This is a genomic window from Aureimonas sp. Leaf427 (assembly GCF_001425485.1).
Lineage (GTDB): Bacteria > Pseudomonadota > Alphaproteobacteria > Rhizobiales > Rhizobiaceae > Plantimonas.
The window spans coordinates 145,417-171,906 of sequence record NZ_LMQW01000007.1 but is presented as its reverse complement, the minus strand read 5'-3'; the positions used below and the strand labels follow the sequence as shown (position 1 = coordinate 171,906).

The 26,490-nt window shown below is 67.8% G+C and carries 25 protein-coding genes; 20 read left to right on the top strand and 5 right to left on the bottom strand.

Going from position 1 to position 26,490, the window contains the following annotated elements; translation table 11 throughout:
- Positions 1-779 precede the first annotated feature (779 nt).
- Positions 780-2,036 carry an Hsp70 family protein gene (locus ASG62_RS07115; RefSeq protein WP_056695623.1) on the top strand — a complete coding sequence of 419 codons (1,257 nt, stop codon included), beginning with the start codon at positions 780-782 and terminating at the stop codon, positions 2,034-2,036.
- A 1-nt stretch (position 2,037) separates the two neighbouring features.
- Here ASG62_RS07115 and ASG62_RS07110 read toward each other — a convergent pair whose 3' ends face one another.
- Positions 2,038-2,997, bottom strand: coding sequence for a ChaN family lipoprotein (locus tag ASG62_RS07110; protein WP_056695621.1), 960 nt, complete (start codon positions 2,995-2,997; stop codon positions 2,038-2,040).
- A gap of 126 nt (positions 2,998-3,123) precedes the next feature.
- Between ASG62_RS07110 and ASG62_RS07105 the strand changes: the two genes are divergently transcribed.
- The 3 genes from ASG62_RS07105 (at position 3,124) to ASG62_RS07095 (ending at position 4,646) form a co-directional block, all read left to right on the top strand.
- Entirely contained in the window at positions 3,124-3,552 is a 429-nt protein-coding gene (locus ASG62_RS07105; RefSeq protein WP_056695620.1) for a GlcG/HbpS family heme-binding protein, read from the top strand.
- Positions 3,549-4,205: a nucleoside/nucleotide kinase family protein gene (locus ASG62_RS07100; protein WP_056695618.1), complete on the top strand. Its 657-nt coding sequence runs from the start codon at positions 3,549-3,551 to the stop codon at positions 4,203-4,205. The genes ASG62_RS07105 and ASG62_RS07100 overlap by 4 nt, the downstream gene beginning before the upstream one ends.
- A 153-nt stretch (positions 4,206-4,358) precedes the next feature.
- Positions 4,359-4,646, top strand: a complete 288-nt coding sequence (locus ASG62_RS07095) for a hypothetical protein (RefSeq protein WP_056695617.1) — start codon at positions 4,359-4,361, stop codon at positions 4,644-4,646.
- 59 nt (positions 4,647-4,705) lie between these two features.
- On the opposite strand, the gene ASG62_RS07090 is transcribed toward ASG62_RS07095, so the two are convergent.
- Positions 4,706-6,160, bottom strand: a complete 1,455-nt coding sequence (locus ASG62_RS07090; RefSeq protein WP_056695616.1) for an alkaline phosphatase D family protein — start codon at positions 6,158-6,160, stop codon at positions 4,706-4,708.
- Positions 6,161-6,367: 207 nt separating this feature from the next.
- Complete coding sequence (locus ASG62_RS07085) at positions 6,368-7,546, bottom strand: NAD-dependent epimerase/dehydratase family protein (RefSeq protein ID WP_056695614.1); 1,179 nt, start codon at positions 7,544-7,546, stop codon at positions 6,368-6,370.
- 116 nt (positions 7,547-7,662) lie between these two features.
- Between ASG62_RS07085 and ASG62_RS07080 the strand changes: the two genes are divergently transcribed.
- Together ASG62_RS07080 and mqo are read left to right on the top strand one after the other, a co-directional pair.
- On the top strand, positions 7,663-8,682 hold the full coding sequence (locus ASG62_RS07080; RefSeq protein WP_056695612.1) for a glycosyltransferase family 4 protein: 1,020 nt from the start codon (positions 7,663-7,665) through the stop codon (positions 8,680-8,682).
- A gap of 368 nt (positions 8,683-9,050) precedes the next feature.
- Positions 9,051-10,697, top strand: a complete 1,647-nt coding sequence (gene mqo / locus ASG62_RS07075; protein ID WP_056695610.1) for a malate dehydrogenase (quinone) — start codon at positions 9,051-9,053, stop codon at positions 10,695-10,697.
- 124 nt (positions 10,698-10,821) lie between these two features.
- On the opposite strand, the gene ASG62_RS07070 is transcribed toward mqo, so the two are convergent.
- Both ASG62_RS07070 and ASG62_RS07065 read right to left on the bottom strand, forming a co-directional pair.
- Positions 10,822-11,718 (bottom strand): DMT family transporter, encoded by an 897-nt coding sequence (locus ASG62_RS07070; protein ID WP_056695608.1) that lies wholly within the window; start codon positions 11,716-11,718, stop codon positions 10,822-10,824.
- Entirely contained in the window at positions 11,715-13,364 is a 1,650-nt protein-coding gene (locus tag ASG62_RS07065) for an ABC-F family ATP-binding cassette domain-containing protein (protein WP_056695606.1), read from the bottom strand. The genes ASG62_RS07070 and ASG62_RS07065 overlap by 4 nt, the downstream gene beginning before the upstream one ends.
- Positions 13,365-13,653: 289 nt before the next feature.
- Between ASG62_RS07065 and ASG62_RS07060 the strand changes: the two genes are divergently transcribed.
- The 14 genes from ASG62_RS07060 (at position 13,654) to sdhA (ending at position 26,462) form a co-directional block, all read left to right on the top strand.
- Positions 13,654-14,511, top strand: coding sequence for a fumarylacetoacetate hydrolase family protein (locus ASG62_RS07060; RefSeq protein WP_056695604.1), 858 nt, complete (start codon positions 13,654-13,656; stop codon positions 14,509-14,511).
- Entirely contained in the window at positions 14,508-15,245 is a 738-nt protein-coding gene (locus ASG62_RS07055) for an SDR family NAD(P)-dependent oxidoreductase (RefSeq protein WP_056695603.1), read from the top strand. The genes ASG62_RS07060 and ASG62_RS07055 overlap by 4 nt, the downstream gene beginning before the upstream one ends.
- 110 nt (positions 15,246-15,355) lie before the next feature.
- Positions 15,356-16,132, top strand: a complete 777-nt coding sequence (locus tag ASG62_RS07050; RefSeq protein ID WP_056695600.1) for an SDR family oxidoreductase — start codon at positions 15,356-15,358, stop codon at positions 16,130-16,132.
- Positions 16,133-16,247: 115 nt separating this feature from the next.
- A complete protein-coding gene (locus ASG62_RS07045) occupies positions 16,248-17,312 on the top strand; it encodes an ABC transporter ATP-binding protein (RefSeq protein WP_056695598.1) in 1,065 nt (354 codons plus the stop codon).
- Positions 17,313-17,400: 88 nt separating this feature from the next.
- Entirely contained in the window at positions 17,401-18,714 is a 1,314-nt protein-coding gene (locus ASG62_RS07040; RefSeq protein ID WP_056695596.1) for an ABC transporter substrate-binding protein, read from the top strand.
- 203 nt (positions 18,715-18,917) lie between these two features.
- The gene (locus ASG62_RS07035) at positions 18,918-19,865 is read left to right on the top strand and encodes a carbohydrate ABC transporter permease (RefSeq protein WP_056695594.1); all 948 of its coding nucleotides are present in this window, start codon (positions 18,918-18,920) and stop codon (positions 19,863-19,865) included.
- Entirely contained in the window at positions 19,865-20,371 is a 507-nt protein-coding gene (locus ASG62_RS26260) for a hypothetical protein (RefSeq protein ID WP_156381998.1), read from the top strand. Before ASG62_RS07035 ends, ASG62_RS26260 begins: the two co-directional genes overlap by 1 nt.
- Positions 20,368-21,267, top strand: a complete 900-nt coding sequence (locus tag ASG62_RS07030) for a carbohydrate ABC transporter permease (protein WP_056695592.1) — start codon at positions 20,368-20,370, stop codon at positions 21,265-21,267. The genes ASG62_RS26260 and ASG62_RS07030 overlap by 4 nt, the downstream gene beginning before the upstream one ends.
- Positions 21,268-21,356: 89 nt before the next feature.
- The gene (locus tag ASG62_RS27810) at positions 21,357-21,485 is read left to right on the top strand and encodes a hypothetical protein (protein WP_274532607.1); all 129 of its coding nucleotides are present in this window, start codon (positions 21,357-21,359) and stop codon (positions 21,483-21,485) included.
- Between the two features lie 94 nt (positions 21,486-21,579).
- The gene (gene leuC, locus ASG62_RS07025; RefSeq protein ID WP_056695589.1) at positions 21,580-22,998 is read left to right on the top strand and encodes a 3-isopropylmalate dehydratase large subunit; all 1,419 of its coding nucleotides are present in this window, start codon (positions 21,580-21,582) and stop codon (positions 22,996-22,998) included.
- Positions 22,999-23,135: 137 nt separating this feature from the next.
- Positions 23,136-23,615 (top strand): GNAT family N-acetyltransferase, encoded by a 480-nt coding sequence (locus ASG62_RS07020; protein WP_056695587.1) that lies wholly within the window; start codon positions 23,136-23,138, stop codon positions 23,613-23,615.
- 215 nt (positions 23,616-23,830) lie between these two features.
- Positions 23,831-24,214 carry a succinate dehydrogenase, cytochrome b556 subunit gene (gene sdhC, locus ASG62_RS07015; protein WP_056695694.1) on the top strand — a complete coding sequence of 128 codons (384 nt, stop codon included), beginning with the start codon at positions 23,831-23,833 and terminating at the stop codon, positions 24,212-24,214.
- 14 nt (positions 24,215-24,228) lie between these two features.
- Positions 24,229-24,606 carry a succinate dehydrogenase, hydrophobic membrane anchor protein gene (sdhD, locus tag ASG62_RS07010; protein WP_056695586.1) on the top strand — a complete coding sequence of 126 codons (378 nt, stop codon included), beginning with the start codon at positions 24,229-24,231 and terminating at the stop codon, positions 24,604-24,606.
- A 5-nt stretch (positions 24,607-24,611) separates the two neighbouring features.
- The gene (sdhA, locus tag ASG62_RS07005; RefSeq protein ID WP_056695584.1) at positions 24,612-26,462 is read left to right on the top strand and encodes a succinate dehydrogenase flavoprotein subunit; all 1,851 of its coding nucleotides are present in this window, start codon (positions 24,612-24,614) and stop codon (positions 26,460-26,462) included.
- Positions 26,463-26,490 lie beyond the last annotated feature (28 nt).

The following is a 26,490-nucleotide window of genomic DNA, read 5'->3' as shown; positions in this document are numbered from 1 at the left end:
GAGATGAGGCGCGGGACCTGGGGCGAAGTCGTGGCCCAATGCCGACCTCGCGACGCCGCACGAAGCGGGGCTCACCACCCCGTCCACGACGATCGGACAGATCCGGCTTGGTCGCCGGATATCCCGACAGACGCCCGCGCGTGGACGCCGGAGGCGGACCAACCACACCACATACCCACTACCGGAGGGTCTTCCTCCGGCGTCCCGCCGCTCCCGACAAGGACGGCACCGAGCATCCCCGGCCCGAGGCTCCGCCCGCCGGTTCGACCATCACCCCGGCGCGACGGCGTGCGGGCGTCTCCGTGCGTCGGGGCATCGGTGCAGAACGGGCGCCGACGACGACGCGCCTGATCTCCCCACCTGAGGGGGAGATGGCCGGCAGGCCAGAGGGGGGCGCCGTCGAGCGCAACCGGTGGCGGGGAGCGGGGCGAGACCCGTCAAAGTAAGGCGCGAGGCGCCCCCCTCTGCCTTGCCAGGCATCTCCCCCTCAAGGGGGGAGATCAGGCGGTGTTGCCGGCGGTGCTCGTTCTAAGCGGTCGCGGGGCTTTCGGGCTGAAGCCACGCCCGGCTTCGAAACGTGCAAGCGCTTCAAACCAGCCCCCGGACACGCGCGTGCCGCGACGCCCCCATCTTCCCCACCCGAGCGCGCAATCCCCCGCCGCGACCGTGCGCTGCAACATCCGCCGTTGCCATTCCGGCGCCCGGCCTTTATGTCCCGCCCTCCCCTTATCCCCTGGCGCCGCACGATGGCGCCGTCCCGCAACGTTTCGGTGCATGACATGACGATTCAGAGCTGTGGCCTCGATTTCGGGACCACGAATTCGACGCTCGGCATCGTCCGGGATGGCGTGCCCCGGCTGATCGCGCTGGAGAACGGGCAGCCGACCATGCCGACCGCGCTTTTCTTCAGCCGGGAGGACGGGCGCACCTATGCCGGGCGCGCGGCCGTGCACGAATATGTCGACGGCGCGGAGGGGCGCTTCATGCGCGCGCTGAAAAGCGTGCTCGGCTCCTCGCTGATGGGCGAGAAGACCGTGGTCGGGCGCGAGCGCCTCGCCTTCGCCGAGATCGTCGGCCTGTTCCTGAAGCTCCTGAAGGAGAAGCTGGATGCCGAGACGGGCGGCGCGACGCCGCGCGTCGTGCTTGGCCGGCCCGTCCATTTCGTCGATGGCGACGAGGTCGCGGACAAGGCGGCCGAGGGCCAGTTGGAGGGCGCGGCGCGCGCGCAAGGGTTCACCGAGATCGCCTTCCAGTTCGAGCCCGTCGCCGCCGCGCTCGACTACGAGCGCACGATCTTGGGCGAGGAGCTCGCCCTCGTCGTCGACATCGGCGGCGGCACGTCCGACTTTTCCGTCATTCGCCTGTCGCCCGAGGCCGCCGCGCGGCCCGAGCGCAAGGAGGACATCCTGTCGGCGACCGGCGTCCATATCGGCGGCACGGATTTCGACCGCCTGCTCTCCATCGCCAAAGCCATGCCCGCGCTCGGCCTCGGCACCTCCACCAAGGACGGCAAGCGCCGTCTCCCCGTCTGGTACTTCAACGACCTCGCCACCTGGCACCGGATCAACCTCCTCTACGATCCGAAGGTCGCCAACGGGTTGCGCAATCTCCAGAAGGAGGCCGCCGAGCCCGAGAAGCTGGACCGCCTTCTGGCGCTTCTCGACGCCCGGGCCGGCCACCGCCTCGCCGGCGCCTCGGAATCCGCCAAGATCGCGCTGACCGATGCCGGGCTCGCCCATATCCGCCTGAAGGAGATCGGCCTCGATCTCGACGAGCCGGTGACGCGCGAGGCCTTCGAGGCCACCGTCGCCGAACTCGTCGCCGGCATCACAGGCAGCGTCGCCGAGGCCCTGAACGTCGCCAGCGTCGCGCCGGAGGCGATCGACACGCTGCTTCTGACGGGCGGCTCGACCCAGGTGCCGATCGTCCGCCGCACCGTGAAGGCGCTCTTCCCGAACGCGCGGGTGGTGGATGCCGACGCCTTCGGCTCCGTCGGCCTCGGCCTTGCGCTGGACGCCAAGCGCAAGTTCGGCTGAGCTATTTCGCGGGCTGCGGCGCGGTGGACGTCATGCCCTCGCCCCCTTTCATGCCTTCACAGGGGTCCGAGACGTCGAAGCGCGGTGTGTAGACCGTGACGTCGGAAAGGCCGAGCACCTCGGGCGCCGGGCTCGCCTCGCCCTCCGACACTTCCACGAAGGCGACCGACACGACCTCCGCCCCCGGCGCCAGTGCCTGAAGGATCGCCGGCACCGCCCGGTCCCGGCGCGTGTGGCCGGAGCCGGCGATCAGCACGGCCGGCCCGCCTGCTCGGATCATCGCGTCCGCCAGCGCCCCGTCCCGCGCCCGCTGCACGCCGATCATCGCGGGGATCGCGCTCGTCGGCAGCATGCCGCAATGCGAGGCCTCCAGCTCCTGCGACAGCGCCGCGCGGTCCGCCTCCGGCATGGCCCGGTCCAGCCCGAGCCGCCGCTCCCGCTCGGCCCCGAGCGATGCCGGCCCCTCCTTGGAGATCCGGCGCATCGTCTCCCGGTCGAGATCGCCCGCCCGGATACGCAGGCCCGCCGCCAGCGCCGCCTCGAAGATCGGCCGGTAGATCGAAAAATCCGGCCAGCCCCGCGTCTCCCAATCCACCGCCGCCCCGATCGCCGCCGCATCGCTCCCCGCGGCGATCGCCGCGTCGAGCGCGCCCTGCAGCCCCTCCGGTATCATCTCGAAGACGACCGTCGGCCGGTCCCCGGCGCCCGCCCGCTCCGCCAGAAGCGCGGCCTGGAGCCGGTGGTGGTCGGGATTGCTGTGCGTCTCGCCGAGCACCAGAAACCGCGCGCCCTTCACCCTCCGAGACAGCGCCTCCGGCGTCACCTCCGCCCCGGCGGCGTCGAAGATCCGCCCGGCCAGCGGATGGTCGGCGCCGTGGGGGGAGACGAAAGGCGCAAGCTCCAGCGCGCCGGCGGGAGAGGCAAAGGCGAGGACGGCGCAAAGGGCGATCGACCGCATCATGGAAAACCCCGATTCCTTCGCGCCGGGAGATTTCACCGGGCGCTCCAGGCGGTGTAGATAGGCCGGATCATCTCCCCCGGCGACGCTGCAGCCCGCCGAACCCCATCATCGAGGACCCATCAGACCGTGACGCTCACTCTCGCCCATGCCCGCACCATCGTCGCCGCCGCCTTCGAGAAGGCCGCTTCGCTCGGCCTGAAGCCGCTGACCGTCGCCGTCCTCGATCGCGCGGGCGATCTCGTCGCGCTCGAGCGCCAGGACGGCGCGAGCCCGCTGCGCCCCGCCATCGCCATCGGCAAAGCCAACGGCGCCGTGCAGCTCGGCATGGGCTCGCGCGCGCTCATGGCGCGCGCGGAAAGCCAGCCCTTCTTCATCCAGTCGATGAACGCGCTCTGCGGCGGCTCGCTCGTGCCCGTGCCGGGCGGCGTCCTCATCCGCGGCGAGGGCGGCGCGATCCTCGGCGCCGTCGGCATCACCGGCGACACGTCCGACAATGACGAGCTGGCCGCCGTCGCCGGCATCGAGGCCGCCGCGCTGTCGGCCGACGCGGGATGAGCGGCGCCATGGTCCCCGTGACGCTGGAGGATCTCGCCGAGCGCCTCCTCGGCGCGGCCGAGGGCCGCACGCGCCTCCTCGCGGCGCTGGCCGGCCCGCCCGGCGTCGGCAAGTCGACGACGGCCGAGCACCTCGTCGAGCGCCTGAACGCGGCGCGGCCCGGCCTTGCCGCCATCTTCCCGATGGACGGCTACCATTTCGACGATCTGGTTCTGAAGGAGCGCGGCCACCGCCCGCGCAAGGGCGCCCCCTTCACCTTCGATCTCGACGGCTTCGTCGCCACGCTGGAGCGCCTGCGGGCGGACCCGCCGCGCGACGTCGCCGTGCCCGTCTTCGACCGCTCCATCGAGATCGCCCGCGCGGGCGGGCGCATCCTTCCGGCAGAGACGCAGATCATTCTGGTCGAGGGCAACTACCTCCTCCTCGACGAGCCCGGCTGGCGCGACCTTCGCGCGCTCTTCGACGTCACGATCATGCTCGTCGCCGGCGAAGCCGTGGTGGAAGCCCGCCTCACCGACCGCTGGCGGGGGTTCGGCTACGAGGGCGAGGAGATGGTGGCGAAGATGGAAGGCAACGACCTCCCCAACATGCGCCTCGTCCTGCACAACAGCCTGCCGGCGGATTACGCGCTGTCGACGGAGGGGACCGTCTAGAAACGGTCGTCCACCGCAATCTTTCATACCCAAAAGCCAACTTGCTTCGATACCGAACATCAACCTAACGTCTCCATGCCGCATCTGGGGACGCTCATGCAGAAACGACAATTACTACTTATTATAATTTCATCTATGCTTCTTGGAGGATGCATGACGGACGAAGGCACCGCGAGGGTCGGTCGCGAGATGAAGGCGGACCCGGCGTCCAAGGCGGCTCGCATCGAGGCCTGCGTGCGGAGCAATCCAATGATCGGCCACAACGGCTGGCTCTTTGCCAGAGAGGTGAAGATGAAGCCCGGGCCGGAGGCCGTCCGGACCCTCTGCACGCGCGTCGCGAACGGCTTCATCTCCGGCCGGATCAATGCCAGCGATTTTGACCGGCTGCGCGCCACCGGCTCTCCCCCACCCCGCCTGATGGACGTCATGCTGGGACGCTGACGCGCGAGTTCAGCGCGGCGGGGACGCCGAACGGGGCGAGGTGCGATGCGACGCGCGCGTCAGATCGCCATCGCCCTGGTGCGTCCGCCGTCCTCCAGCTCCCATTCCGCCGCCCAGCGCCCGTCCCGGCGCTCCAGCACGAGATAGTTCCGCTCGGCCGTATAGGTGGCGCGGCGGCCGGGAAGGGCTTTGAGGCGGATGGGCCGGCCCGGAAGCGGCGCATCGCCGAGCCGGGCGAGAAGGCCGAGGGCGAAGGCATAGGCCTTGGAGGGGCGCGGATGGGCGATGCCGGAGGCGACGAGCTGGTGCAGGACCTGCCCGTCCTTCAGCTGCATCTCGGCGCGGGTCGCCAGATGGATCTCGCCCGAGACGACGGTCACCGGCGAGCCGCGCTCCACCATCTCGCGCTCCAGGCCCGCCAGGAAGCGCCGCCATTCCCCGCGATGCGCCCGGCTCTGCCACTGGTCGCGCAGGTCGTCCTCGTATTGCTGGGCGCGTGGAAGGAGATCGAGCGCGGCCTCGACGAGCGACAGCCGGGGCCCGAGCGCGGGAACGCTGGAGAGGATCAGCCGGTGGTTGCCCTCGGGCGCGGCGGCAAGCGCGGCCTCGTGCGCGGCCCATCCCGTCTCGTTCATGACGCGGTCGGGCCGCCGCTCGCTGCGCAGATCCGGCGCGACGACGGAGAGGCCGGGAAAGTGCGCGGCCAAGCTGAAGCTCGCGCCCGTCCGGTCGAGCGCCAGCGCCGGCGCCTCGTCGGGGCGGCAGCCCTGCTGGAAGAGAAGGAACATCTCGCGCGAGACTTGGAAGATGCCGCGGCCGACGGGGCTGTCGAGCAGCGGTTCGGGATGGCTGCCCCAGCCGTCGATGATGTCGTGGTCGTCCCACATCATCAGCGAGGGCACGCGCGCGACGAGCCGGGCGATGGCCGGCTGCGCCATCAGCGCGAGATAGCGCCCGGCGAGATAGGCGCGCGCCGCCTGCCGCATCTCCTCGGTGAAGGGAACGCTGCCCTTCTTCGAGACGGGCAGTTCCTCCCAGCGCCGGAGATCGGGATGGCTGTGCAGGATCTCGTCGGCATAGAGCTGGTCGCCGCCCTGCAGGAGGAGGTGGAAGGGCCTGGCCTCGTTCTCGCCGGCCAGCCGGTCCCACATGAGGTCGCGCTCGGTCAGGTCGCGGTCGCCGTCGCCGTTTTCCTGGCCGTTGCAGGAAACGAAGGCGCATCGCACGTCGCCCTCGAAGCCGGTCGCGACGGCATGGCGGCGACCGCCAAGATCGTAGGCGGCAAGGCCCGGCCGCACCGGCAGGGCGAAGTCGTAGGCATGGAGCGTCCGGCCGAAGAGATCGGCGAGCTTGCGGGCGGCGACGGGGGCGCCGCCCTCGGGAACGAGGTCGGGCGCGGGCTCGCCGGTCGGGAGCGCGAGAAGCGCGGTCAGCTTCGCCGTCGCCGCGTCCGCCCCGCGCGACAGGAGGAGCGGGCCGGCGGCGGCGGGCGCGGGGTTCGATGCAGCGGACAAGCGTTGGCTTTCTTCGGACGAGCTTCGCCCCGATCTACGGTTGCTGCACCGCGATGCAAGGGTCGAAGCCGGACAATGCGCCCAAAGAGCGCGACCATTGTCCGCTCCGCAGGCGGGACCAAGCTGGTGCGGGCGGCCCCTCTTCCGGCTGCCGTCACCGTCGCCTCGGACGGGAGAAGACCCTTCGTCTGGAACGGTCCCCTTGCTTCAGGCATCTTCGGGCGGCCGCACCCAGCGGCTCGTGGAGACGATGCGGCTTTGGTCGATCCGGTCGGCGTGACGGCGCGCGACGTCGACGACCTCCGTCAGGAGCCCGTCGGACAGGCGCGTCGGCCGGAGGCCGAGATGGAGGAGCGTGTCGTTGACGACGACGAGATCGTTTTCCGGCGCTTCCTTGCGCGGATTGTCGCGGAACTCGACGGGAACGCCGGAGAGGTCGGAGACGAGCCGGGCGAGATCGCGGACCCGGTGCGTCTCCGTCATCTGGTTGACGATGCGCACGCGCGATCCCCACTCCGGCGGTGTTGCCGCCGCCGCCTCGATGCAGCGCACGGTGTCGCGGATGTGGATGAAGGCGCGGGTCTGCCCGCCCGTGCCGTGGACGGTCAGCGGATGGCCGATGGCGGCCTGGCAGAGGAAGCGGTTCAGCACCGTGCCGTAGTCGCCGTCATAGTCGAACCGGTTGACGAGCCGCTCGTCGAGCAGCGTCTGCGGCGTCGCGGTGCCCCAGACGATGCCCTGGTGGAGATCGGTGATCGCGAGCCCGTCGTTCTTGGCGTAGAAGAGGAAGAGCAGCTGATCCAGCGTCTTCGTCATGTGGTAGATCGAGCCGGGATCGACGGGATAGAGAATGTCGGCATCGGCCGTCGCGCCGCCCGAGCGGAGCGTGGCGTCGATATAGCCTTCCGGGATCGGCATGCCCTTGGTCTTGCCGTAGCCGTAGACGCCCATCGTGCCGAGATGGACGAGATGGGCGCCCGGGCAGGCCTCGACCATGGCGCAGAGGACGGCATGGGTCGCGTTGACGTTGTTGTCGACCGTGTAGCGCTTGTGGCGCGGCGACTTCATCGAATAGGGCGCGGCGCGCTGCTCGGCGAAATGGACGATCGTATCGGGCCGGATGCTCCGAAAGAGCGCCTCCAGCGCATCGTAGTCCTCGGCGACGTCGATCTCGGCAAAGCCGATGGCGGGATGGCCGGTCGCGCTCCAGGCCTCCAGACGCTCGCCCAGCGGCCGGATCGGGGTCAGGCTCCCCGCGCCGAGCTCCTCGTCGGTTCTCCGGCGCACGAAATTGTCGACGATCGTCACCTCATGGCCGAGCGCCGAGAGATGCAGCGCGGTGGGCCAGCCGCAGAACCCGTCGCCGCCGAGCACGATGATCTTCATGGACGAACGCTCCAGCACTGCGAGACACCGCGGAATAAGGCGCCGCACGTCTTGTGGTTGCCGGACCGCTATGTAGAACGCATGACACCAGATCGTCAGCAGGTCTTTCCGATATCATGCGCATTCTGATCGCAAGCGACGCGGCGGCGCCGCAGGTGAACGGCGTCGTGCGCGTCTTCGAGACGACGCGGCGCCATCTGGAGGCGGACGGCCATGTCGTGCGCCTCGTCGGCCCCGCCGATTTCGCGCGCACCATCCCCGCGCCGGGCTATCCGGAGGTTCGCCTCGCGCTTCCCTTCGGCGGGGTGATCGAGGCCGCGATCGAGGATTTCGCGCCCGACGCGATCCACATTCCGGTGGAAGGGCCGATCGGCCTCGCCGCGCGCCATGTCTGCCGGCGCCGCAAGCTGCCCTTCACCAGTTCCTTCCACACCCGCTTCGGCGACTATCTCGCCTCGCGCATCGGCTTTGGAACGGGCCTCGCCTACGCCGCGCAGCGCTGGTTCCACAATGGCGGCGACGGCTTCATGGTGCAGACGCCGACGCTGGAGCGCCAGCTCGCCGCGCGCGGCTTTCGCAACATCCGCCGCTGGGGCCGCGCCGTGGACACGGCCGCCTTCCGGCCCCATCGCGACGATCCCGCCTTCGACGCGGATTTCCTCGGCCTGCCCCGGCCGATCCATCTCTATGTCGGCCGCGTCTCGGCGGAGAAGACCCTGGAGCGCTTCTTCGAGCTGGACCTGCCGGGCTCGAAACTCGTCGTCGGCGACGGACCCGCGCGGGCGAAGCTGGAAGCGGCTTTCCCCGCCGTCCATTTCCTCGGCTACAAGCATGGCGACGACCTCGCCCGGCACATCTCGGCCGCCGACGTCTTCGTCTTCCCCTCGCGCTTCGAGACCTTCGGGCTGGTCGTTCTGGAATCGCTCGCCTGCGGCACGCCCGTCGCGGCCTATCCCGTGCCGGGGCCGGCCGACATCCTGGGCGGCCAGCCGCACGGCGTCCTTTCGCAGGATCTGCGCGCCGCCGCTCTGAGCGCGCTCGAGATCGACCGCGCGGGCTGCCGCGCCTTCGCCGAGACCTTCTCCTGGGCGGACTGCACCCGCCAGTTCGCCGGCAACCTCGTGCCGATCCGCTGAAGCGGAACCCGGACCGTCACGGGCGCTGTACGCGCGCCGCCAGCACGCCGGATGCGCCGCCCAGAACAGCCCAGCGGAACTCAGCCTTCCTGCGTGTCTATGGCGCGACACGCGGCCGGCAAGAGCAGTCTTTTGAAGGTGGTAAACACTATTCCCGTTCCAAACCGAGCGGCCCGATCTTCGATCGACTGCCCAATCGCCCAGCGAGAACAGAAGGATGACACCGAATTCCTCGATCGACTGCGATGGACAAATTGTCCTAGCTATGTCGCCCGGAGATGGGAGACATGCTCGGAGCGCATGCTGATCGCGTTGTCATGCAGCAGATGCACGCGATAGAGCCTTGCGTCTGCAACGGAGAGCCGAACATGGCCCAGACGATCGACGAACATGCCAGTGCCAAGTCCGGCCTTCTGACCATCAACCGCCGCCAGGTGCTCGGCGGCGTCTTCGCCGGCGCGGCGGTCACGACGCTTCCGGCCTGTTCGGCGCCCGTCATCACCGCCGACCGCACGGTGGACGTCGTCCTCATCGGCGGCGGCATCATGAGCGCCACGATGGGCGTGCTCCTGCGCCAGCTCGAACCCGGCTGGACGATCGAGATGTTCGAGCGGCTCGATGGCGTGGCCAAGGAAAGCTCCAACGCCTGGAACAATGCCGGCACCGGCCATTCCGCGCTCTGCGAGCTGAACTACACGTCGGAGGGCGAAGGCGGGAAGATCGAGGTCTCGCGCGCCGTGAAGGTGAACGAGGCCTTCCAGGTCTCGCGCCAGTTCTGGACCGCCATGGTCGAGCGCGGCGTCCTGAAGGACCCGACGAGCTTCATCAACCCGACGCCGCACATGAGCTTCGTCTGGGGCGAGGAGAATGTCGACTTCCTGCGCCGCCGCCACGCCGCGCTGATCGAGCAGCCGCTCTTCACCGGCATGGAATTCTCGACCGATCCCGAGAAGATCAAGGAATGGGCGCCGCTCCTCATCGAGGGCCGCGATCTCTCCCAGCCGATCGCCGCGACCTGGTCGTCGCTCGGAACGGACGTCGATTTCGGCTCGATCACCCGCCAATATGTCGAGAACCTGAAGAGCGGCGACCATTTCGCCCTCAACCTCTCCAGCGAGGTCGAGGCGCTCGAGCGCCAGTCGGACGGCACCTGGCTCGTCACCTACCGCAATCTCGCCGACGGCACGCCGAGCCGCGCGGTGAAGTCGCGCTTCGTCTTCATCGGCGGCGGCGGCGCCTCGATCCTGCTCCTGCAGGAGAGCGAGATCGCGGAGGCCGAGACCTATGGCGGCTTCCCCGTCGGCGGCTCGTTCCTGGTGAACCGCAACCCAGCGGTCGCCGCGACCCATCTCGCCAAGGCCTACGGCAAGGCCGCCTCGGGCGCCCCGCCCATGTCCGTGCCCCATCTCGACGCGCGCATGATCGACGGCAAGCGCGTCCTCCTCTTCGGCCCCTTCGCGACCTTCTCGACCAACTTCCTGATGGAGGGCTCGAACTTCGATCTCTTCTCGTCGATCCAGACGACGAACATCAAGTCGATCCTCGACGTCGGCCTCGACGAGTTCGGACTCGTCCAGTATCTCGTCGGGCAGGTTCTCCAGTCCGACGAGGACCGGATCGCGGCGCTGCGCGAGTACTATCCCCAGGCAGCCGCCGAGGAATGGGAGCTCATCCAGGCCGGGCAGCGCGTCCAGATCATCAAGCAGGACAAGGACGGACGGGGCGACCTCCAGTTCGGCACCGAGATCGTCGTCTCGCACGACGGCTCGATCGCCGCTCTCCTCGGCGCCTCGCCGGGCGGCTCCACCTCCCCCGCGATCATGCTGGAGGCGCTGGAAGACATCTTCCCCGAGAAGTTCAAGACGCCGGAATGGCAGGCGCGGCTGCGCGAGTTCGTGCCGAGCATCGGCACCAAGCTGAACGACGATCCGGCCCGTCTCGCCGAGATTTGGGCGAAGACGAGCACCGTCCTCAACCTCGCCCCGCCGCCGGTGGCCGCTCAGACCCCGGCCTGATCCAAAACCGTCCCGACCGCGAACGCGAGACGCACCCTTCATCGACGATGGAGGGTGCGTTTTTCGTTTGGGGGATGCCGGTCGGGCCGGCGGCCGCGGGGAGCCCTTGCGAAGGCCGACGCCCTCAGCGGCGGCGCAGGCTCGACAGGAGGTGCCAGACGATCGTGCCGAAGATCAGCGCCCCGCCGAGGAAGGACGAGACGCCCGGCACCTCGCCGAAGGCGATCCAGACCCAGAGGGGCGCCAGCACGATTTCCAGCGTGATGATGAGCCCGCTCTCCGCCGCCGGGATCAGCCGCGAACCCTTGAGGAAGATGAAATAGGCGATGACGAAATTGGTGAAGCCGAAGGCCGCCAAGAGAAGCCAGTCCCGCATCTCGATCGAGGCGGGCGAGGCGAAGGGCAGGAAGAGCGCGAAGGTCGCATAGCCGCCCATCATCGAGACGGTCAGGATGTCGATATGCGGCCAGACGCGCGGCACGACGATGACGGCCGCGAAGGCCACCGTCATCGCCAGGGCCAGGAGATCGCCGACGAGCCGCCCCTCCCCCGCCGAGCCCGACACGACGACGAGGACGCCGAGGAGCACGATGGCGCTCGCCAGAAGCGTTCGCCCGTTCACCCGCTCGCCGAGGAGCCACCAAGCGAAGGCGCCCGCCAGGAAGGGCGAGGACGAGTAGATCACCGTGACGTTGGCGACGCTGGTCAAATACAGCGCGCCCACCGTCGCGGCCATGGTGACGACCTGCAGCGCGACGACGACGACGCCCGGCCAGCCCATTTCCGTGACGCGCCGCAGGCCGCTGCGGCCATGGATCCAGAGAAAGGCCGGCAGGAGGAAGGTCGCGCCGAAGAAGCAGCGAAACGCGATGGCCGAATAGATGTCGGTGCCGAGAGAGCGCGTGTAGAGCCCGCTGAAGCTCCAGGCGATCGTCGCCGCGAGCACCATGGCGATGCCGCGCGCGCGGTCGGAAAAGCGCGGCGCGGCAGGCGCCTCCCCCACGACGCCCGGCCCGCTCATCCCCGGGCGCGCTTCTTGTTGGAGCGCCGGTTCTCCTGGGCGCCGTCGCCGCGATCCTGCGCCGGGGCGCGCTGCCCGTTGCGGGCGCGGTCGAGCACGAACTTGGCGTAGTCGTCCATATCCCCGTCGAAGGGCTTCACCTTGCCGTCGGCGGCGAGCCACAGGCGGTCCGCGACGAGCTCCATCAGCGAGCGATCGTGCGTGATGAGGATGACGGCGCCCTCGTATTCGTTCAGCGCGTCGAGCAGCGCCCGGCGGGAATCGATGTCGAGATGGTTCGTCGGCTCGTCGAGGATGAGGATGTGGGGCGCGGCCATCGCGACCTGATTCAGGAGGAGGCGCGCCCGCTCGCCGCCGGAGAGCGAATCGACGATCGTCTCCTGCTTGTCGAAGTTGAAGCCGAACTGCGCGAGCTTAGAGCGCCGCTGCGCCTCGGAGCTCTCCGGCATGGTGCGCCGGATGATCTCCATCGGCGTCTCGTTCGGGTCGAGCGCCTCGATCTGGTGCTGGTGGAACCAGCCGACCTCGACGCGCCGGTCGCGCTGCATCTGACCCTTGAGCGGCTGGAGCGCCCCGGCGGCGAGCTTGGCGAAGGTCGACTTGCCCGCGCCGTTGACGCCGAGAAGCCCGATGCGATCGTCGACATCGAGGCGAAGGTTCAGATCGCGCAGGACCGCGACGCCGTCGGCATAGCCGACATCGACGCCTTCGAGCTGCATCAGCGGCGGCGCCAGCGGGCGCTTGGGTGAGGGCAGCGTGAACGGGGCGACGCGCGCCTCGATCGTCATGTGCACCGGCTCCATCTTGGCCAGCCGCTTCATGCGCGACTGCGCCTGCGCGGCCTTGGAGGCCTTGGCCTTGAAGCGGTCGACGAAGGACTGGAGATGGGCGCGCTCGGCATCCTGCTTGGACTTCGCCGAGGCCTGGAGCCGCTGCGCCTCGGCGCGCCGCTTCTCGAACTCGTCGTAGCCGCCAGTATAGAGTTCGAGCTTGCGCTCGGCGACGAGAAGGATGTGATCGACCGAATTGTTCAGGAGTTCCCGGTCGTGGCTGATGACGAGCGCGGAATGGGGATACTTCTTCAGCTTCTGCTCCAGCCAGAGCGCGCCTTCCAGATCGAGATAGTTCGTCGGCTCGTCGAGAAGCAGCATGTCGGGCGCCGAGAAGAGCGCGGCGGCGAGCGCGACGCGCATGCGCCAGCCGCCGGAGAACTCGGCCATCGGGCGCTGCAGGTCCTGCGTGGAAAAGCCGAGGCCGCCGAGGATTTCTGCCGCGCGGGAGGGCGCGCCCTCCGCGTCGATGTCGATCAGCCGGCCCCAGATCTCGCCGATCCGCTCGGGCTCCGCCGTCTCCAGCTCCGCCATCAGGCTATGGCGCTCGAGATCGGCTTCGAGGATCGTCTCGATCAGGCTGACCGGGGTCGCGGGATGCTCCTGGTCGACCGAGCCGATGCGGGCCGCCTTCGGCAGCGAGATGTCGCCGCCGTCAGGCGTGAGATGGCCGAGGATCAGCTTGAACAGCGTCGACTTGCCGATGCCGTTGCGCCCGACGAGGCCGACCTTGGCACCGACCGGCAGCAGGACGCTCGCATCGTCGAAGAACTTGCGGCCCCATCCGTTGAAGACGAGGTTGTTGATCTGGAGCATGGTCGGGTCCGGCGGACGAGAGGGGCGGCCGAACCGAGAGCGGCTCTGGCGGCGAACAAGGGCGTGGGAGGTCGGGTCGTGAAAGGTCGGGCTTCGAGAAGCGCAAGGGATTGCTGCATTGCAGCGTAGGCTTCGCGTAGCACGAAAGGGGTGCCGCTGGCGAGAGCGGGGCCTCGGGCGCCATCCGGCGGCAAAGAGGTTTGGAAACCGGACCAGACGTCTTGACCATCTGGTATATTAGGATAAGCCAGAGGAAACGCATCGGACGCCCGAGGGGAGAACCGTCGCCATGAAGCTTCTACGTCACGGGCCTGCCGGCCAGGAAAAGCCCGGCCTCATGGCCGCCGACGGGACCATCCGCGACCTTTCGGGCCACGTCGCCGACATCGGCCCCGAGGCGCTGTCGCCGGAAGGCCTCGCCAAGCTCGCCGCCATCGACGCGACCTCGCTGCCGGTCGTCGCGGAGGGAACGCGCCTCGGCTGCCCCGTCTCCCACGTCAGCAAGTTCATCGCGATCGGCCTGAACTTCTCCGACCATGCCGCGGAATCGAACCTGCCCGTGCCGGCGGAGCCGGTCGTCTTCACCAAGGCGGTCAGCTGCATCCAGGGCCCGAACGACGATGTGATGATCCCCAAGGGCTCGGTGAAGACCGACTGGGAGGTCGAACTCGGCATCGTTATCGGCTCGACCGTGCGCAACGTCTCCGAGGACAAGGCGCTGGATCATGTGGCGGGCTACGTCCTCATCCACGACGTCTCCGAGCGCGAGTTCCAGATCGAGCGCGGCGGCACCTGGGACAAGGGCAAGGGCTGCGACACGTTCGGCCCGATCGGACCCTACGTCCTCACATCCGACGAGGCGGACGAGGCCAAGTCGCTCGGCATGTGGCTCGACGTGAACGGCGTGCGAAAGCAGACCGGTACGACCGACACGATGATCTTCTCCTGCGCCCACATCGTCTCCTATCTCAGCCGCTTCATGACGCTGGTTCCCGGCGACATCATCACCACGGGCACGCCGCCCGGCGTCGGCATGGGCAAGAAGCCCCAGGAATTCCTGAAGGCCGGCGACGTGGTGGAACTCGGCATCGACAAGCTCGGCACCCAGCGCCAGCGCGTCGTCTCCTACGAGAGCGTCTACGGATGACCGCCCGCTTCGAGGGCCGGCGCGCCATCGTCACGGGCGGCGCCTCCGGCATCGGCCTGACGGTCGCGCGCCGGCTCGCGGCGGAGGGCGCCAAGGTCGCGATCTTCGACCGCGACGCGGCCAAGGCCGAGGAGGCGGCGGCCTCCGTCGGCGGGCTGGCCGTGCCGCTCGACATCACGGACTGGCCGGCCGTCGAAGCCGGCGCGAAGACGGTGGCGGAAGCCTTCGGCGGCATCGACATCCTCGTCGCCAGCGCCGGCATCACCGGCCCGAACACGACGCTCGCCGACTATCCGCCCGACGCCTGGCGGCAGGTCTTCGACGTCAACGTCCACGGTCTCTTCCACTGCAACAAGGCGGTGGTGCCATTCATGGTGTCGGGCGCCTACGGGCGCATCGTCAACATCGCGTCGGTGGCGGGCAAGGAGGGCAACCCCAACGCGTCGGCCTACTCCGCCTCCAAGGCGGCCGTCATCGGGCTCACCAAGTCGCTCGGCAAGGAACTCGCCAAGACCGGCATCACCGTGAACTGCGTGACGCCGGCGGCGGTGAAGACGGCGATCTTCGATCAGATGCAGCAGTCGCATATCGACTTCATGCTCTCCAAGATCCCGATGGGCCGCTTCGGCACGGTGGACGAGGTGACGAGCCTCGTCACCTGGCTCGCCAGCGAGGAATGCTCCTTCACGACCTCGGCCGTCTTCGACATTTCGGGCGGCCGGGCGACCTACTGACGGCGGAAGAGCTGCGCGGCGACGAGGGGGAGGCCTCGGCCTCGGCTCATCCGAAAGGCTGATATGTCAGTCTTGATTATCATGCTCTGGTGGAGAGGGAGCGGCGGATCATGGCGAACGAAAGCGGGACGGCGGCCAAGGTGGCGGTGGTGACCGGCGGCGGAACGGGCATCGGCAAGGCCATGACGCGCGCGCTGGCCGTGGCCGGCTGGACCGTCGCGATCACCGGGCGCCGACGGGAGGTGCTGGAGGCGACCGCGTCCGAGCTCTCCGCCGAGACGGGCAGAACCATCGCGGCGATATCAGCCGACATCGGCGACGACGCCTCCGTCGAGGCGCTCTTCGCAGGCGTGATCGAGCGCTTCGGGCGGCTCGATCTTCTCGTCAACAATGCCGGCGTGAACGCGCCGCCCAAGCCCCTCGAAGAGGTGACGGCGGCGGAGTGGAACACGGTCGTCGCGGCCAACCTCACCGGCGTCTTCCTCTGCACCAAGGAAGCCGTGAAGCTCTTCAAGCGCCAGTCGCCTCAGGGTGGGCGCATCATCAACAACGGCTCGATCTCGGCGACGACGCCGCGCCCGAACTCGGCGCCCTATGCGGCGACGAAGCACGGCGTCTCCGGCCTCACCAAGGCGACCTCGCTCGAGGGGCGCCGCTTCGACATCGCCTGCGGCCAGATCGACATCGGCAATGCCGCCAGCGAGATGACGACCACGATCCAGAAGGGCGTTCTCCAGGCCGACGGCTCGACCATCGCGCCGGAGGCGACCATCGATCCGAAGATCGTCGCGGACGCGGTCGTCTACATGGCCGGCCTGCCGCTGGACGCGAATGTTTTGACCATGACGGTCATGGCGAACAAGATGCCCTTCGTCGGGCGCGGATAAAGACGGCGGACGACGCGAGGGAGACCGCTCCGGGAGGAGCGCCTTCGCGGGACTTGGACAGCAGGGAGCGGGACGCGGCCAGGAGAGCCGGCGCCCGATCGGGAGGACGTGCAGCATGGCTTCGGTCGATATCGTCGATGTCCGGAAATCCTTCGGCGCCCATCCCGTCATCAAGGGGGTGAACGTCGCGATCGAGGATGGCGAGTTCGTCATCCTCGTCGGCCCGTCCGGCTGCGGAAAGTCGACGCTGCTGCGCATGCTGGCGGGGCTGGAGCACATTTCCGGCGGCGAGATCCGCATCGGCGACCGCGTCGTCAACGACCTGCCGCCGAAGGACCGGGACATCGCCATGGTGTTCCAGAACTACGCGCTCTATCCGCACATGACGGTGGCCGACAACATGGCCTTCTCGCTGAAGCTGAAGAACGCCTCGCGCGACGAGATCGAGAAGCGCGTGAAGCCGGCGGCCGAGATCCTCGGTCTGTCCGCCTATCTCGACCGCTTCCCGCGCCAGCTCTCGGGCGGCCAGCGCCAGCGCGTCGCCATGGGCCGCGCCATCGTCCGGGATCCGCAGGTCTTCCTCTTCGACGAGCCGCTGTCCAACCTCGACGCCAAGCTGCGCGTCTCCATGCGCACCGAGATCAAGAACCTCCACCAGCGCCTGACCACGACCACCGTCTACGTCACGCACGACCAGATCGAGGCCATGACCATGGCCGACAAGATCGTCGTGATGCAGGACGGGCTCGTCGAGCAGATCGGCGCGCCGCTGGAGCTCTACGACCGGCCGAACAATCTCTTCGTCGCCGGCTTCATCGGCTCGCCCGCCATGAACATGCTGCACGGCAAGCTCGACACGGGCGACGCCACGCGCTTCGTGACGGGCGACGGGCTCGTCCTGCCCGTTTCCGGCTCGCGGCCCGAGGCGCTCGGGCGCGACCTCGTCTACGGCGCGCGGCCCGAGGCCATCCACATCGGCGGCACGATCCCGCTGGAGGTGATCGTGATCGAGCCGACCGGCTCGGAAAGCCAGGTTCTCGGCCGGATCGGCAAGACCGCCGTCACCTGCGTCTTCCGCGAGCGCGTGACGGCGCGCCCGGGCGAGACGATCCACGTCTCGATCGATCCGAACGCCGTCCATCTCTTCGACGCCAAGAGCGGCCAACGCCTGTCGAACTAAGAGTCTCAACGGCCGGCAGCCTCGGGAAGGGCCCGGCCCGCGATCGCATCGCAGGATCATCATCGACCATCTCTGGGAGGAGACAGCCATGACCATCGACCGCAGAACACTGCTCGCCGGCTCCGCCGGCCTCATCGCCAGCGCGACGCTCGGCCGCTTCACCGGCCAGGCCTTCGCGCAAGCGGCGATCCCGACCTACAAGCCCGAAGAGGGCGCGACGCTCCGCCTCCTGCGCTGGGTGCCCTTCGTGCCCGCCGAAGAGGCCGCCTGGCTCGCCAACACGCAGAAGTTCACGGATGCGACGGGCGTTTCGGTCCGCATCGACAAGGAAAGCTGGGAGGACGTGCGCCCGAAGGCCGCCGTCGCCGCCAATGTCGGCTCGGGACCGGACATGGTCATGAGCTGGTTCGACGATCCGCAGCAATATCCGGACAAGCTCGTCGACCTCACCGAACTCGGCACCGCCATCGGCGCGGCGAACGGCGGCTGGTATCCGGGCCTCGAAGGCTATGCCAAGCGCGACGACAAGTTCATCGCCCTGCCCGTCTGCGCCATCGGCAACGCGATCGTCTATCGCGACAGCCACATGAAGGCCGCCGGCTTCCAGGAATTTCCCAAGGACACCGCGGGCTTCCTGGAGCTCTGCAAGGCGCTGAAGGCCAAGGGCACGCCCGCCGGCTTCCCGCACGGCAAGGCGGTCGGCGACGGCAACAACTATGCCCATTGGCTGCTCTGGAGCCATGGCGGCCAGATGGTGGACGAGAGCGGCAAGGTCGTCCTCAACAGCCCGGAGACGCTGGCGGCCGTCACTTACGCGATGGAGCTCTACAAGACCTTCATCCCCGGCACCGAGAGCTGGCAGGACGTGAACAACAACCGCGCCTTCCTGGCCGGGCAGGTCTCGCTGACCGCCAACGGCGTCTCGGTCTACTACGCCGCCAAGAAGGACCCGGCGATGAAGGAGATCATGGACGACATGCGCTCCGTCAACCTGCCGATCGGCCCCGTCGGCCAGTCGGTCGAGCTGCATCAGGCGTCCACGCTCTCGGTCTTCGCGCACACGAAATATCCCGAAGCGGCCAAGGCCTATCTCGCCTTCATGTACCAGCCCGAGAACATGAACGCCTGGATCGAGGGCGCCAGCGCCTATTGCTGCCAGCCGCTGAAGGCCTTCGAGAACAACCCGGTCTGGACCTCGAACCCGATCCACGCCGCCTATGCCCGCGCCTCCTCGACGCTGCGCCCGAACGGCTATGCCGGCCCGCTGGGCGCGGCCTCGGCCGGCGCCATGGCCGACTACGTTCTGGTCGACATGTTCGCGGAAGCGGTGACCGGCCAATCCTCGCCGGAGGACGCCATCGCCAATGCCGAGCGCCGCGCGAACCGGTATTACCGGGTTTAAGTCGAGCCGTCGGCGGGCAGGCGCCATTCTTCTCCCCTTCGGGGAGAAGGTGGCCCGAAGGGCCGGATGAGGGGCTGCCGGGCGCCGACGCTTGCGGCACGCCCCCTCATCCCCTGCCGGACCTTCTCCCCCTTGGGGAGAAGAAACGAGACCTTTGACGCTGGCGCCAGAAGGCAGGCGTGACGGAAGGGGCGAGAGGCACCATGTCCACCACCACGATCAGACGCTCCGCACCGCCGCCGCGGGTCTCCGCCTTCGAGCGGCTGTCGCAGAGCCGGAACGGGCTCGGCCTCCTCTTCATGGCGCCGGCGGCGCTGTTTCTCCTGGTCTTCCTCACCTATCCGCTCGGCCTCGGCGTCTGGCTCGGTTTCACCGACACCACGACCGGCCGGCCCGGCATCTTCATCGGGCTGGAGAACTACGAGTTCCTGATGCGCGACCGCGTCTTCTGGATGTCGGTCTTCAACACCGTCCTCTACACGTTCATCGCCTCGATCCTGAAGTTCGCGCTCGGCCTCTGGCTCGCGATCATCCTGAACGAGAACCTGCCGATGAAGAGCTTCTTCCGCGCCGTGATCCTGCTTCCCTGGGTCGTGCCGACCGTTCTCTCGGCGCTGGCCTTCTGGTGGATCTACGACAGCCAGTTCTCGATCATCTCCTGGGTCCTCATGAAATGGGGCCTCATCTCCGCGCCGATCAACTTCCTCGGCGATCCCTGGAACGCGCGCGCCTCCGTCATCGCGGCCAATGTCTGGCGCGGCATTCCCTTCGTCGCGATCTCGCTGCTCGCCGGCCTCCAGACGATCCCGGTCTCGCTGCACGAAGCGGCCGCGCTCGACGGCGCCACCTCCTGGCAGCGCTTCCGCAACATCACCCTGCCGCTGCTGACCCCGATCATCGCCGTCGTCATGACCTTCTCGGTGCTCTTCACCTTCACCGACTTCCAGCTGATCTACGTCCTGACAAAGGGCGGGCCGGTCAACGCCACGCATCTCATGGCGACGCTCTCCTTCCAGCGCGGCATCAGCGGCGGCGCGCTCGGCGAGGGCGCGGCCATCGCGGTCGCCATGATCCCCTTCCTGCTCGCCGCCATCCTGTTCAGCTTCTTCGGTCTGCAACGCCGCAAATGGCAGCAGGGAGGGTCAGATTGATGAAACAGTCAGTATATTTTGTTCATTTGATCCCTACTGGCGGCAAGTACACGGATGACGCCAACTGTATTTTCGAATTTTGCATTTCCAATAGCCTAATTGGAGTCGGATGGGCGGTTGGCGATGACTTCAAAACAACATCCGATTTTGCGGCTTACGAAAGCCAGTATCCCAAGTTTCACAGCGCATCGCTGGACTCGAGCATCCGAACAATTCGCGATATGAAAAAGGGGGATCTTGTCTGGACCCGGGACGCCGATCGCCAGTTTTATTTATCAGAAGTAAGGGGAAAATGGTTTTACCGAAACAGCGCCCTGGGAAGGGCGTTTGATATTGTGAATGTTCGCAAGGTTGAAACCTGGAAGATCGACAATAGTAATCTGCCGGTTGAGCTATCTCGGACCGCATATCGCAAGGCGGCCCAGGAGATACATGATGAGAGCATCATCGCGCATACAAAAACGATGTGGTCCCATCTCTATACGGAAGAGGCGCTGACGTCATGACCCTCACAAGCAGCGATCAGCACGGCACGCTCACCGACGACATCGTCGGCATGTCCCACCACGACACCAAGCTGCGCCGGTTCCTCGTGATCTGGCTGCCGCTGGTGGTCTTCATGTTCGTGCTGCTCTTCCCGTTCTACTGGATGGCCATCACGGCGGTGAAGCCGAACAACCAACTGACGAACTACGACGCCAACAGCCCGTTCTGGGTGGTCGGCGCGACGCTCGACCACGTCAAGTATCTGCTCTTCGAGACCTCCTATCCCGGCTGGCTCTGGAACACGGTGGTCGTGGCGACCTGCTCCACGGTCATCGCGCTCTTCGCCTCGGTCTTCGCCGCCTATGCGATCGAGCGCATCCGCTTCACCGGAGCGCGGCTGACGGGGCTCCTGATCTTCCTCGCCTATCTCGTGCCGCCCTCGATCCTCTTCATCCCCCTCGCCTATATCGTCCAGACCGTCGGCATCTTCGATTCCAAGCTCGCGCTGATCCTGACCTATCCGACCTTCCTCATCCCCTTCTGCACCTGGCTGCTGATGGGCTACTTCCGCTCCATCCCCTACGAGCTGGAGGAGAGCGCGCTCGTCGACGGCGCGACGCGCTGGCAGATCCTGACGAAGATCATCCTGCCGCTGGCCGTGCCCGGCCTCATCTCGGCCGGCATCTTCGCCTTCACGCTCGCCTGGAACGAGTTCATCTACGCGCTGACCTTCATCCAGTCCTCGGAGAACAAGACCGTCCCGGTCGGCGTCCTCACCGAACTGGTGCGCGGCGACGTCTACGAATGGGGCTCGCTCATGGCCGGTGCGCTGCTCGGCTCCCTGCCCGTCGTCATCCTCTATTCCTTCTTCGTCGACTACTACGTGTCCTCGATGACCGGCGCCGTGAAGGAATAACCCCTCCCCTTCACGCCGCGTCCCGCCTGCCCCTCCCGCCGGCCGGCCCCTCCATTGTGCGAAGGGCCGGCCGCTGCTATTTTAGAACCATGCAAGCGCTCTCGACCTCGTCCGCATCCCTGCCGACGACGCTCGGCTTCACGCCGATCGACGATCGCACGCGGCTGCCCTGGCGCTTCTTCTACCGGCTGATCGCAGGTCTCGGCCGCCTCGGCTGAGCCGATGCCGATCTTCGAGACCCCCATTTCCAGATAGCCAAGGCGATCCCGGCACCAGCGGCCGGTCGATCGCCCATACCGGGACGATCCCTCCATGACCGCCGAAACCGCCAAACCCCGCACCGTCTACGACAAGATCTGGGACGACCATCTGATCGAGGAGAAGGACGGCTCCTCCCTCCTCTATATCGACCGCCATCTCGTCCACGAGGTGACGAGCCCGCAGGCCTTCGAGGGCCTGCGCGTCGCCGGGCGCCGGGTGCGCCATCCCGAGCGCACGCTCGCCGTCGTCGATCACAACGTGCCGACCTCGCCCGACCGGGTGAACGGCATCCGCAACGACGAGAGCCGCCTCCAGGTCGAGACGCTGGAAAAGAACGTCGCCGAGTTCGGCATCGACTACTACTCCGCCGCCGACCGCCGGCAGGGCATCGTCCACATCATCGGCCCCGAGCAGGGCTTTACGCTGCCCGGCACGACGATCGTCTGCGGCGACAGCCACACCTCCACGCACGGCGCCTTCGGCGCGCTGGCGCACGGCATCGGCACGTCCGAGGTCGAGCACGTCCTCGCCACCCAGACGCTGATCCAGGCCAAGGCCAAGAACATGCTGGTCGAGGTGAACGGCACGCTTGGGCAGGGCGTCACCGCCAAGGACATCGTGCTCGCCATCATCGGCGAGATCGGCACGGCGGGCGGCACGGGCTACGTCATCGAATATGCCGGCGAGGCGATCCGCGCCCTTTCGATGGAAGGGCGCATGACGATCTGCAACATGTCGATCGAAGGCGGTGCGCGCGCCGGCCTGATCGCCGCCGACGAGACGACCTTCGCCTATGTGAAGGACCGCCCGCGCGCGCCCAAGGGCGAGGACTGGGAGAAGGCCGTCGCTTATTGGCGCACGCTCCAGACCGACGAGGGCGCCCATTTCGACAAGATCGTGCGCCTCGACGCGGCGAACCTGCCCCCGATCGTCTCCTGGGGCTCCTCGCCCGAGGACGTCGTCTCGGTCGCCAGCACCGTTCCCGACCCCGATGCGATCGAAGACGAGAACAAGCGCGCCTCCAAGAAGCGGGCCCTCGACTATATGGGCCTCGTCCCCGGCACGAAGATGACCGACATCACGATCGACCGCGTCTTCATCGGCTCTTGCACGAACGGGCGCATCGAGGACCTCCGGGCCGCCGCCAAGATCGTCGAGGGGCGGAAGGTGGCCTCCAGCGTCTCCGCCATGATCGTGCCCGGCTCCGGCCTCGTGAAGGCGGAAGCCGAAGCGGAAGGTCTCGACCGGATCTTCATCGAGGCCGGCTTCGACTGGCGCGAGCCCGGCTGCTCCATGTGCCTCGGCATGAACGAGGACAGGCTCTCGCCTTACGAGCGCTGCGCCTCCACCTCGAACCGCAATTTCGAGGGCCGCCAGGGCCACAAGGGCCGCACCCACCTCGTCTCCCCCGCCATGGCGGCCGCCGCCGCCATCGCCGGCCGCTTCGTCGACATCCGCGACTGGAAGTAGGACATCCGCCGCCGCGCCGCCCGACGGCGCGGCGGCGACGACCGAGACCGGGGTCTCGATACGCCCCGCCTCCGCTCACGTCTTCGTGGCCCGGCGGTGGCGTTGACAGGGCGCGCGTTCCATCCGACACCACGGCCATGGAACCCCACCCGCTTCCGCATCCCGATATCGACATCTCGCTGCTGCGACTGCGCGATGCACGCGATCTGGCGCCGCTGCTATCGGCCTACAATCAGGCGGTGTTTCGCGGCGCGCCCGGCGCGCCCGACAAGGTCTATGCCGAGCAGCTTCTGCAGGATCGCAGCGCCGAAATCCTCGGCGCGCGGCTGGACGGGATGCTCGTCGGCTTCCTCATCTTTTACGACCTGCCCGATCCCTGGACCGGCATGCGATCGGGCCTCGCCGACCACATCTTCGTCCACCACCAGCACCGCCGGAAGGGAATCGGCCGCGCGATGGTCGATCTTCTGGCCGACGAATCCGACACGCGCGGCTGGTCGAAGCTCGTGCTGCACGCGCCGCGCAATCCCGAGAACGGGCGCCAGCTCTACGATCGAATCGCCGAGCCGGCCGATTGGGCGAGCTATGTGCTCCGCTTCTCCGACCGCCAGCCCTGAGCCGGCGCCGGACGGCTCGTCCGGGCCGGGAGGCGCAGGCTTCCGGCGTGCGAATCGATTGGGATCAGCGGCTGATGGACGCCGGGGCTCAACACCCCTTGCTTTCGCATGTGCGATACGCCTTCTAGCCGTTTAGAACATGTCCAGACGGAGCGTGGGTTCTCCGCCTGGATCAAGATGGACAGGAGGCACCGTTGTCCGACGCCAAGACCGCCATGCGCATGAAGGAGCGGCCCCTTTCGCCGCATCTGTCGATCTATCGGTTCCGGCCGACCATGGCGATGTCGATCCTCCATCGCATCACCGGCTCCGCCCTCTATGTCGGCACGCTCCTCGTCGTCTGGTGGCTGGTCGCCGCCGCGAGCGGGCCGGAGGCCTTCTCCACCGCCTCCTGGTTCTTCGGCTCCTTCCTCGGCCGCCTCATTCTCTTCGGCTATTCCTGGGCGCTCCTGCACCACATGCTGGGCGGCATCCGCCATTTCATCTGGGACACCGGCAACGGGCTCGCCAAGGAGACCTCGACGAAGTTCGCCGTGGCGACGCTGGTCGGCTCGCTCGGGCTGACCGTCCTGCTCTGGCTCGTCGTCATCGTGCTCTAAAGGGAGATGAAACCATGAAGATGCGCACCGATCTCTCCCGCGTCCGCGGTCTCGGCTCCGCCCGCGAGGGCACCGAGCATTTCTGGAAGCAGCGCCTGTCCGGCGTCTCCAACCTCATTCTGATCACGGCCTTCGTCGTCATGCTGATCGCTTTCCACGACGACAGCTATGCCGAGATCCGCCTCGCCTTCACCCATCCGCTGGTCGGCCTCGTCATGGCGCTCACCGTCGTCTCCGCGACGATCCACATGCGCCTCGGCATGCAGACGATCATCGAGGACTACGTGCATGGCGAGCTTCGCGTGCCCCTGCAGATCCTCAACACCTTCTTCGCGATCCTCGTCGCAGCGGCCAGCGTGCTCGCGGTCGTCAAGCTGACTTTGGGAGCCTGACCGACATGGCACAGACCGAAACGCAGAACGGCCAGCCGCACCGCAGCGCGCCCGGCATCAACGGCAAGGCCTACACGTTCACCGACCACGTCTTCGACGTCGTCGTGGTGGGCGCCGGCGGCGCCGGCCTCCGCGCCACGCTCGGCGCCGCCCAGGCCGGCCTGAAGACCGCCTGCATCACCAAGGTCTTCCCCACCCGCTCGCACACGGTCGCGGCGCAGGGCGGCGTCGCCGCCTCGCTCGGCAATATGGGCGAGGACAACTGGCGCTGGCACATGTACGACACCGTCAAGGGGTCGGACTGGCTGGGCGACCAGGACGCCATCGAATATCTCGTGCGCGAGGCTCCGAAGGCCGTCTACGAGCTCGAGCATTTCGGCGTGCCCTTCAGCCGCACCGAGGACGGGCGCATCTACCAGCGGCCCTTCGGCGGCATGACCACCGATTTCGGCAACGGCCCGCCGGCCCAGCGCACCTGCGCGGCCGCCGACCGGACCGGCCACGCCATCCTGCACACGCTCTACGGCCAGTCGCTCCGCTACTCCTCGGAATTCTTCATCGAGTATTTCGCGATCGACCTCATCATGGACGAGGAAGGCGCCTGCCGCGGCGTCGTGGCGCTCTGCCTCGACGACGGCACGCTGCATCGCTTCCAGGCCAAGAAGACGATCCTCGCCACCGGCGGCTACGGCCGCGCCTATTTCTCCGCCACCTCCGCCCACACCTGCACCGGCGACGGCAACGCCATGGTGCTGCGCGCCGGCCTGCCGCTGCAGGACATGGAGTTCGTGCAGTTCCACCCGACCGGCATCTACGGCGCGGGCTGCCTCATCACGGAAGGGGCGCGCGGCGAAGGCGGCTATCTGACCAATTCGGAAGGCGAGCGCTTCATGGAGCGCTACGCCCCTTCGGCCAAGGATCTGGCCTCCCGCGACGTCGTCTCGCGCTCCATGACCATGGAGATCCGGGACGGACGCGGCGTCGGCAAGAACAAGGACCACATCTTCCTGCATCTGGATCACCTCGATCCCGCGATCCTGCACGAGCGCCTGCCCGGCATCTCGGAATCGGCGCGGATCTTCGCGGGCGTCGATGTGACGCGCGAGCCGATCCCGGTCCTGCCGACCGTCCACTACAACATGGGCGGCATCCCGACGAACTATCACGGCGAGGTCCTGACCAAGAAGAACGGCGATCCCGACAGCGTCGTGCCCGGCCTGATGGCGGTCGGCGAGGCGGCCTGCGTCTCCGTCCACGGCGCGAACCGTCTCGGCTCCAACTCGCTGATCGATCTCGTCGTCTTCGGCCGCGCCGCGGCGCTGCGCTGCGCCGAGACCGTGACGCCCGGCGAGGGCCACCAGCCGCTGCCGGAGAACGCCGGCGACAACTCGCTCTCGCGCCTCGACCGCTTCCGCTACGCCAAGGGCTCGACCTCGACGGCCGAGCTTCGCAATTCCATGCAGCAGACCATGCAGTCCAACTGCGCCGTCTTCCGCACGGGCGACGTGCTGGAGGAGGGCCACGTCAAGATCCACGACGTCTGGCGCGCCTCCGACGACGTCTCCGTGACCGACCGCTCGCTGATCTGGAACACCGATCTCATCGAGACGCTGGAATACGACAACCTGATCAGCCAGGCCGTCGTCACCATGGACTCCGCGAGGGCCCGCCTGGAGTCGCGCGGCGCCCATGCCCGCGAGGACTATCCGGACCGCGACGACCAGAACTGGATGAAGCACACGCTGAGCTTCTGCGACACGGTCGGCAAGACGGTCAGCCTGGAGGACCGCCCGGTCCACACCTACACGCTGTCGAACCAGATCGAGTACATTCAGCCGAAGAAGCGGGTGTATTGATCGCAGTTGCGAGGAAACGACATTGAGT

Excerpts from the sequence above, each read along its gene's own strand:
- leuC (WP_056695589.1), top strand. The coding sequence starts at position 21,580 with ATGACCGCCGAAACCGCCAAACCCCGCACCGTCTACGACAAGATCTGG.
- ASG62_RS07040 (WP_056695596.1), top strand. The coding sequence starts at position 17,401 with ATGACCATCGACCGCAGAACACTGCTCGCCGGCTCCGCCGGCCTCATC.
- ASG62_RS07050 (WP_056695600.1), top strand. The coding sequence starts at position 15,356 with ATGGCGAACGAAAGCGGGACGGCGGCCAAGGTGGCGGTGGTGACCGGC.
- ASG62_RS07020 (WP_056695587.1), top strand. The coding sequence starts at position 23,136 with ATGGAACCCCACCCGCTTCCGCATCCCGATATCGACATCTCGCTGCTG.
- ASG62_RS07080 (WP_056695612.1), top strand. The coding sequence starts at position 7,663 with ATGCGCATTCTGATCGCAAGCGACGCGGCGGCGCCGCAGGTGAACGGC.
- ASG62_RS07100 (WP_056695618.1), top strand. The coding sequence starts at position 3,549 with ATGAGCGGCGCCATGGTCCCCGTGACGCTGGAGGATCTCGCCGAGCGC.
- ASG62_RS07045 (WP_056695598.1), top strand. The coding sequence starts at position 16,248 with ATGGCTTCGGTCGATATCGTCGATGTCCGGAAATCCTTCGGCGCCCAT.
- sdhA (WP_056695584.1), top strand. The coding sequence starts at position 24,612 with ATGGCACAGACCGAAACGCAGAACGGCCAGCCGCACCGCAGCGCGCCC.
- ASG62_RS27810 (WP_274532607.1), top strand. The coding sequence starts at position 21,357 with ATGCAAGCGCTCTCGACCTCGTCCGCATCCCTGCCGACGACGCTCGGC.
- sdhC (WP_056695694.1), top strand. The coding sequence starts at position 23,831 with ATGCGCATGAAGGAGCGGCCCCTTTCGCCGCATCTGTCGATCTATCGG.
- ASG62_RS07065 (WP_056695606.1), bottom strand. The coding sequence starts at position 13,364 with ATGCTCCAGATCAACAACCTCGTCTTCAACGGATGGGGCCGCAAGTTC.
- ASG62_RS07110 (WP_056695621.1), bottom strand. The coding sequence starts at position 2,997 with ATGATGCGGTCGATCGCCCTTTGCGCCGTCCTCGCCTTTGCCTCTCCC.
- ASG62_RS07035 (WP_056695594.1), top strand. The coding sequence starts at position 18,918 with ATGTCCACCACCACGATCAGACGCTCCGCACCGCCGCCGCGGGTCTCC.
- ASG62_RS26260 (WP_156381998.1), top strand. The coding sequence starts at position 19,865 with ATGAAACAGTCAGTATATTTTGTTCATTTGATCCCTACTGGCGGCAAG.
- ASG62_RS07085 (WP_056695614.1), bottom strand. The coding sequence starts at position 7,546 with ATGAAGATCATCGTGCTCGGCGGCGACGGGTTCTGCGGCTGGCCCACC.
- sdhD (WP_056695586.1), top strand. The coding sequence starts at position 24,229 with ATGAAGATGCGCACCGATCTCTCCCGCGTCCGCGGTCTCGGCTCCGCC.
- ASG62_RS07060 (WP_056695604.1), top strand. The coding sequence starts at position 13,654 with ATGAAGCTTCTACGTCACGGGCCTGCCGGCCAGGAAAAGCCCGGCCTC.
- mqo (WP_056695610.1), top strand. The coding sequence starts at position 9,051 with ATGGCCCAGACGATCGACGAACATGCCAGTGCCAAGTCCGGCCTTCTG.
- ASG62_RS07095 (WP_056695617.1), top strand. The coding sequence starts at position 4,359 with ATGACGGACGAAGGCACCGCGAGGGTCGGTCGCGAGATGAAGGCGGAC.
- ASG62_RS07055 (WP_056695603.1), top strand. The coding sequence starts at position 14,508 with ATGACCGCCCGCTTCGAGGGCCGGCGCGCCATCGTCACGGGCGGCGCC.
- ASG62_RS07115 (WP_056695623.1), top strand. The coding sequence starts at position 780 with ATGACGATTCAGAGCTGTGGCCTCGATTTCGGGACCACGAATTCGACG.
- ASG62_RS07070 (WP_056695608.1), bottom strand. The coding sequence starts at position 11,718 with ATGAGCGGGCCGGGCGTCGTGGGGGAGGCGCCTGCCGCGCCGCGCTTT.
- ASG62_RS07030 (WP_056695592.1), top strand. The coding sequence starts at position 20,368 with ATGACCCTCACAAGCAGCGATCAGCACGGCACGCTCACCGACGACATC.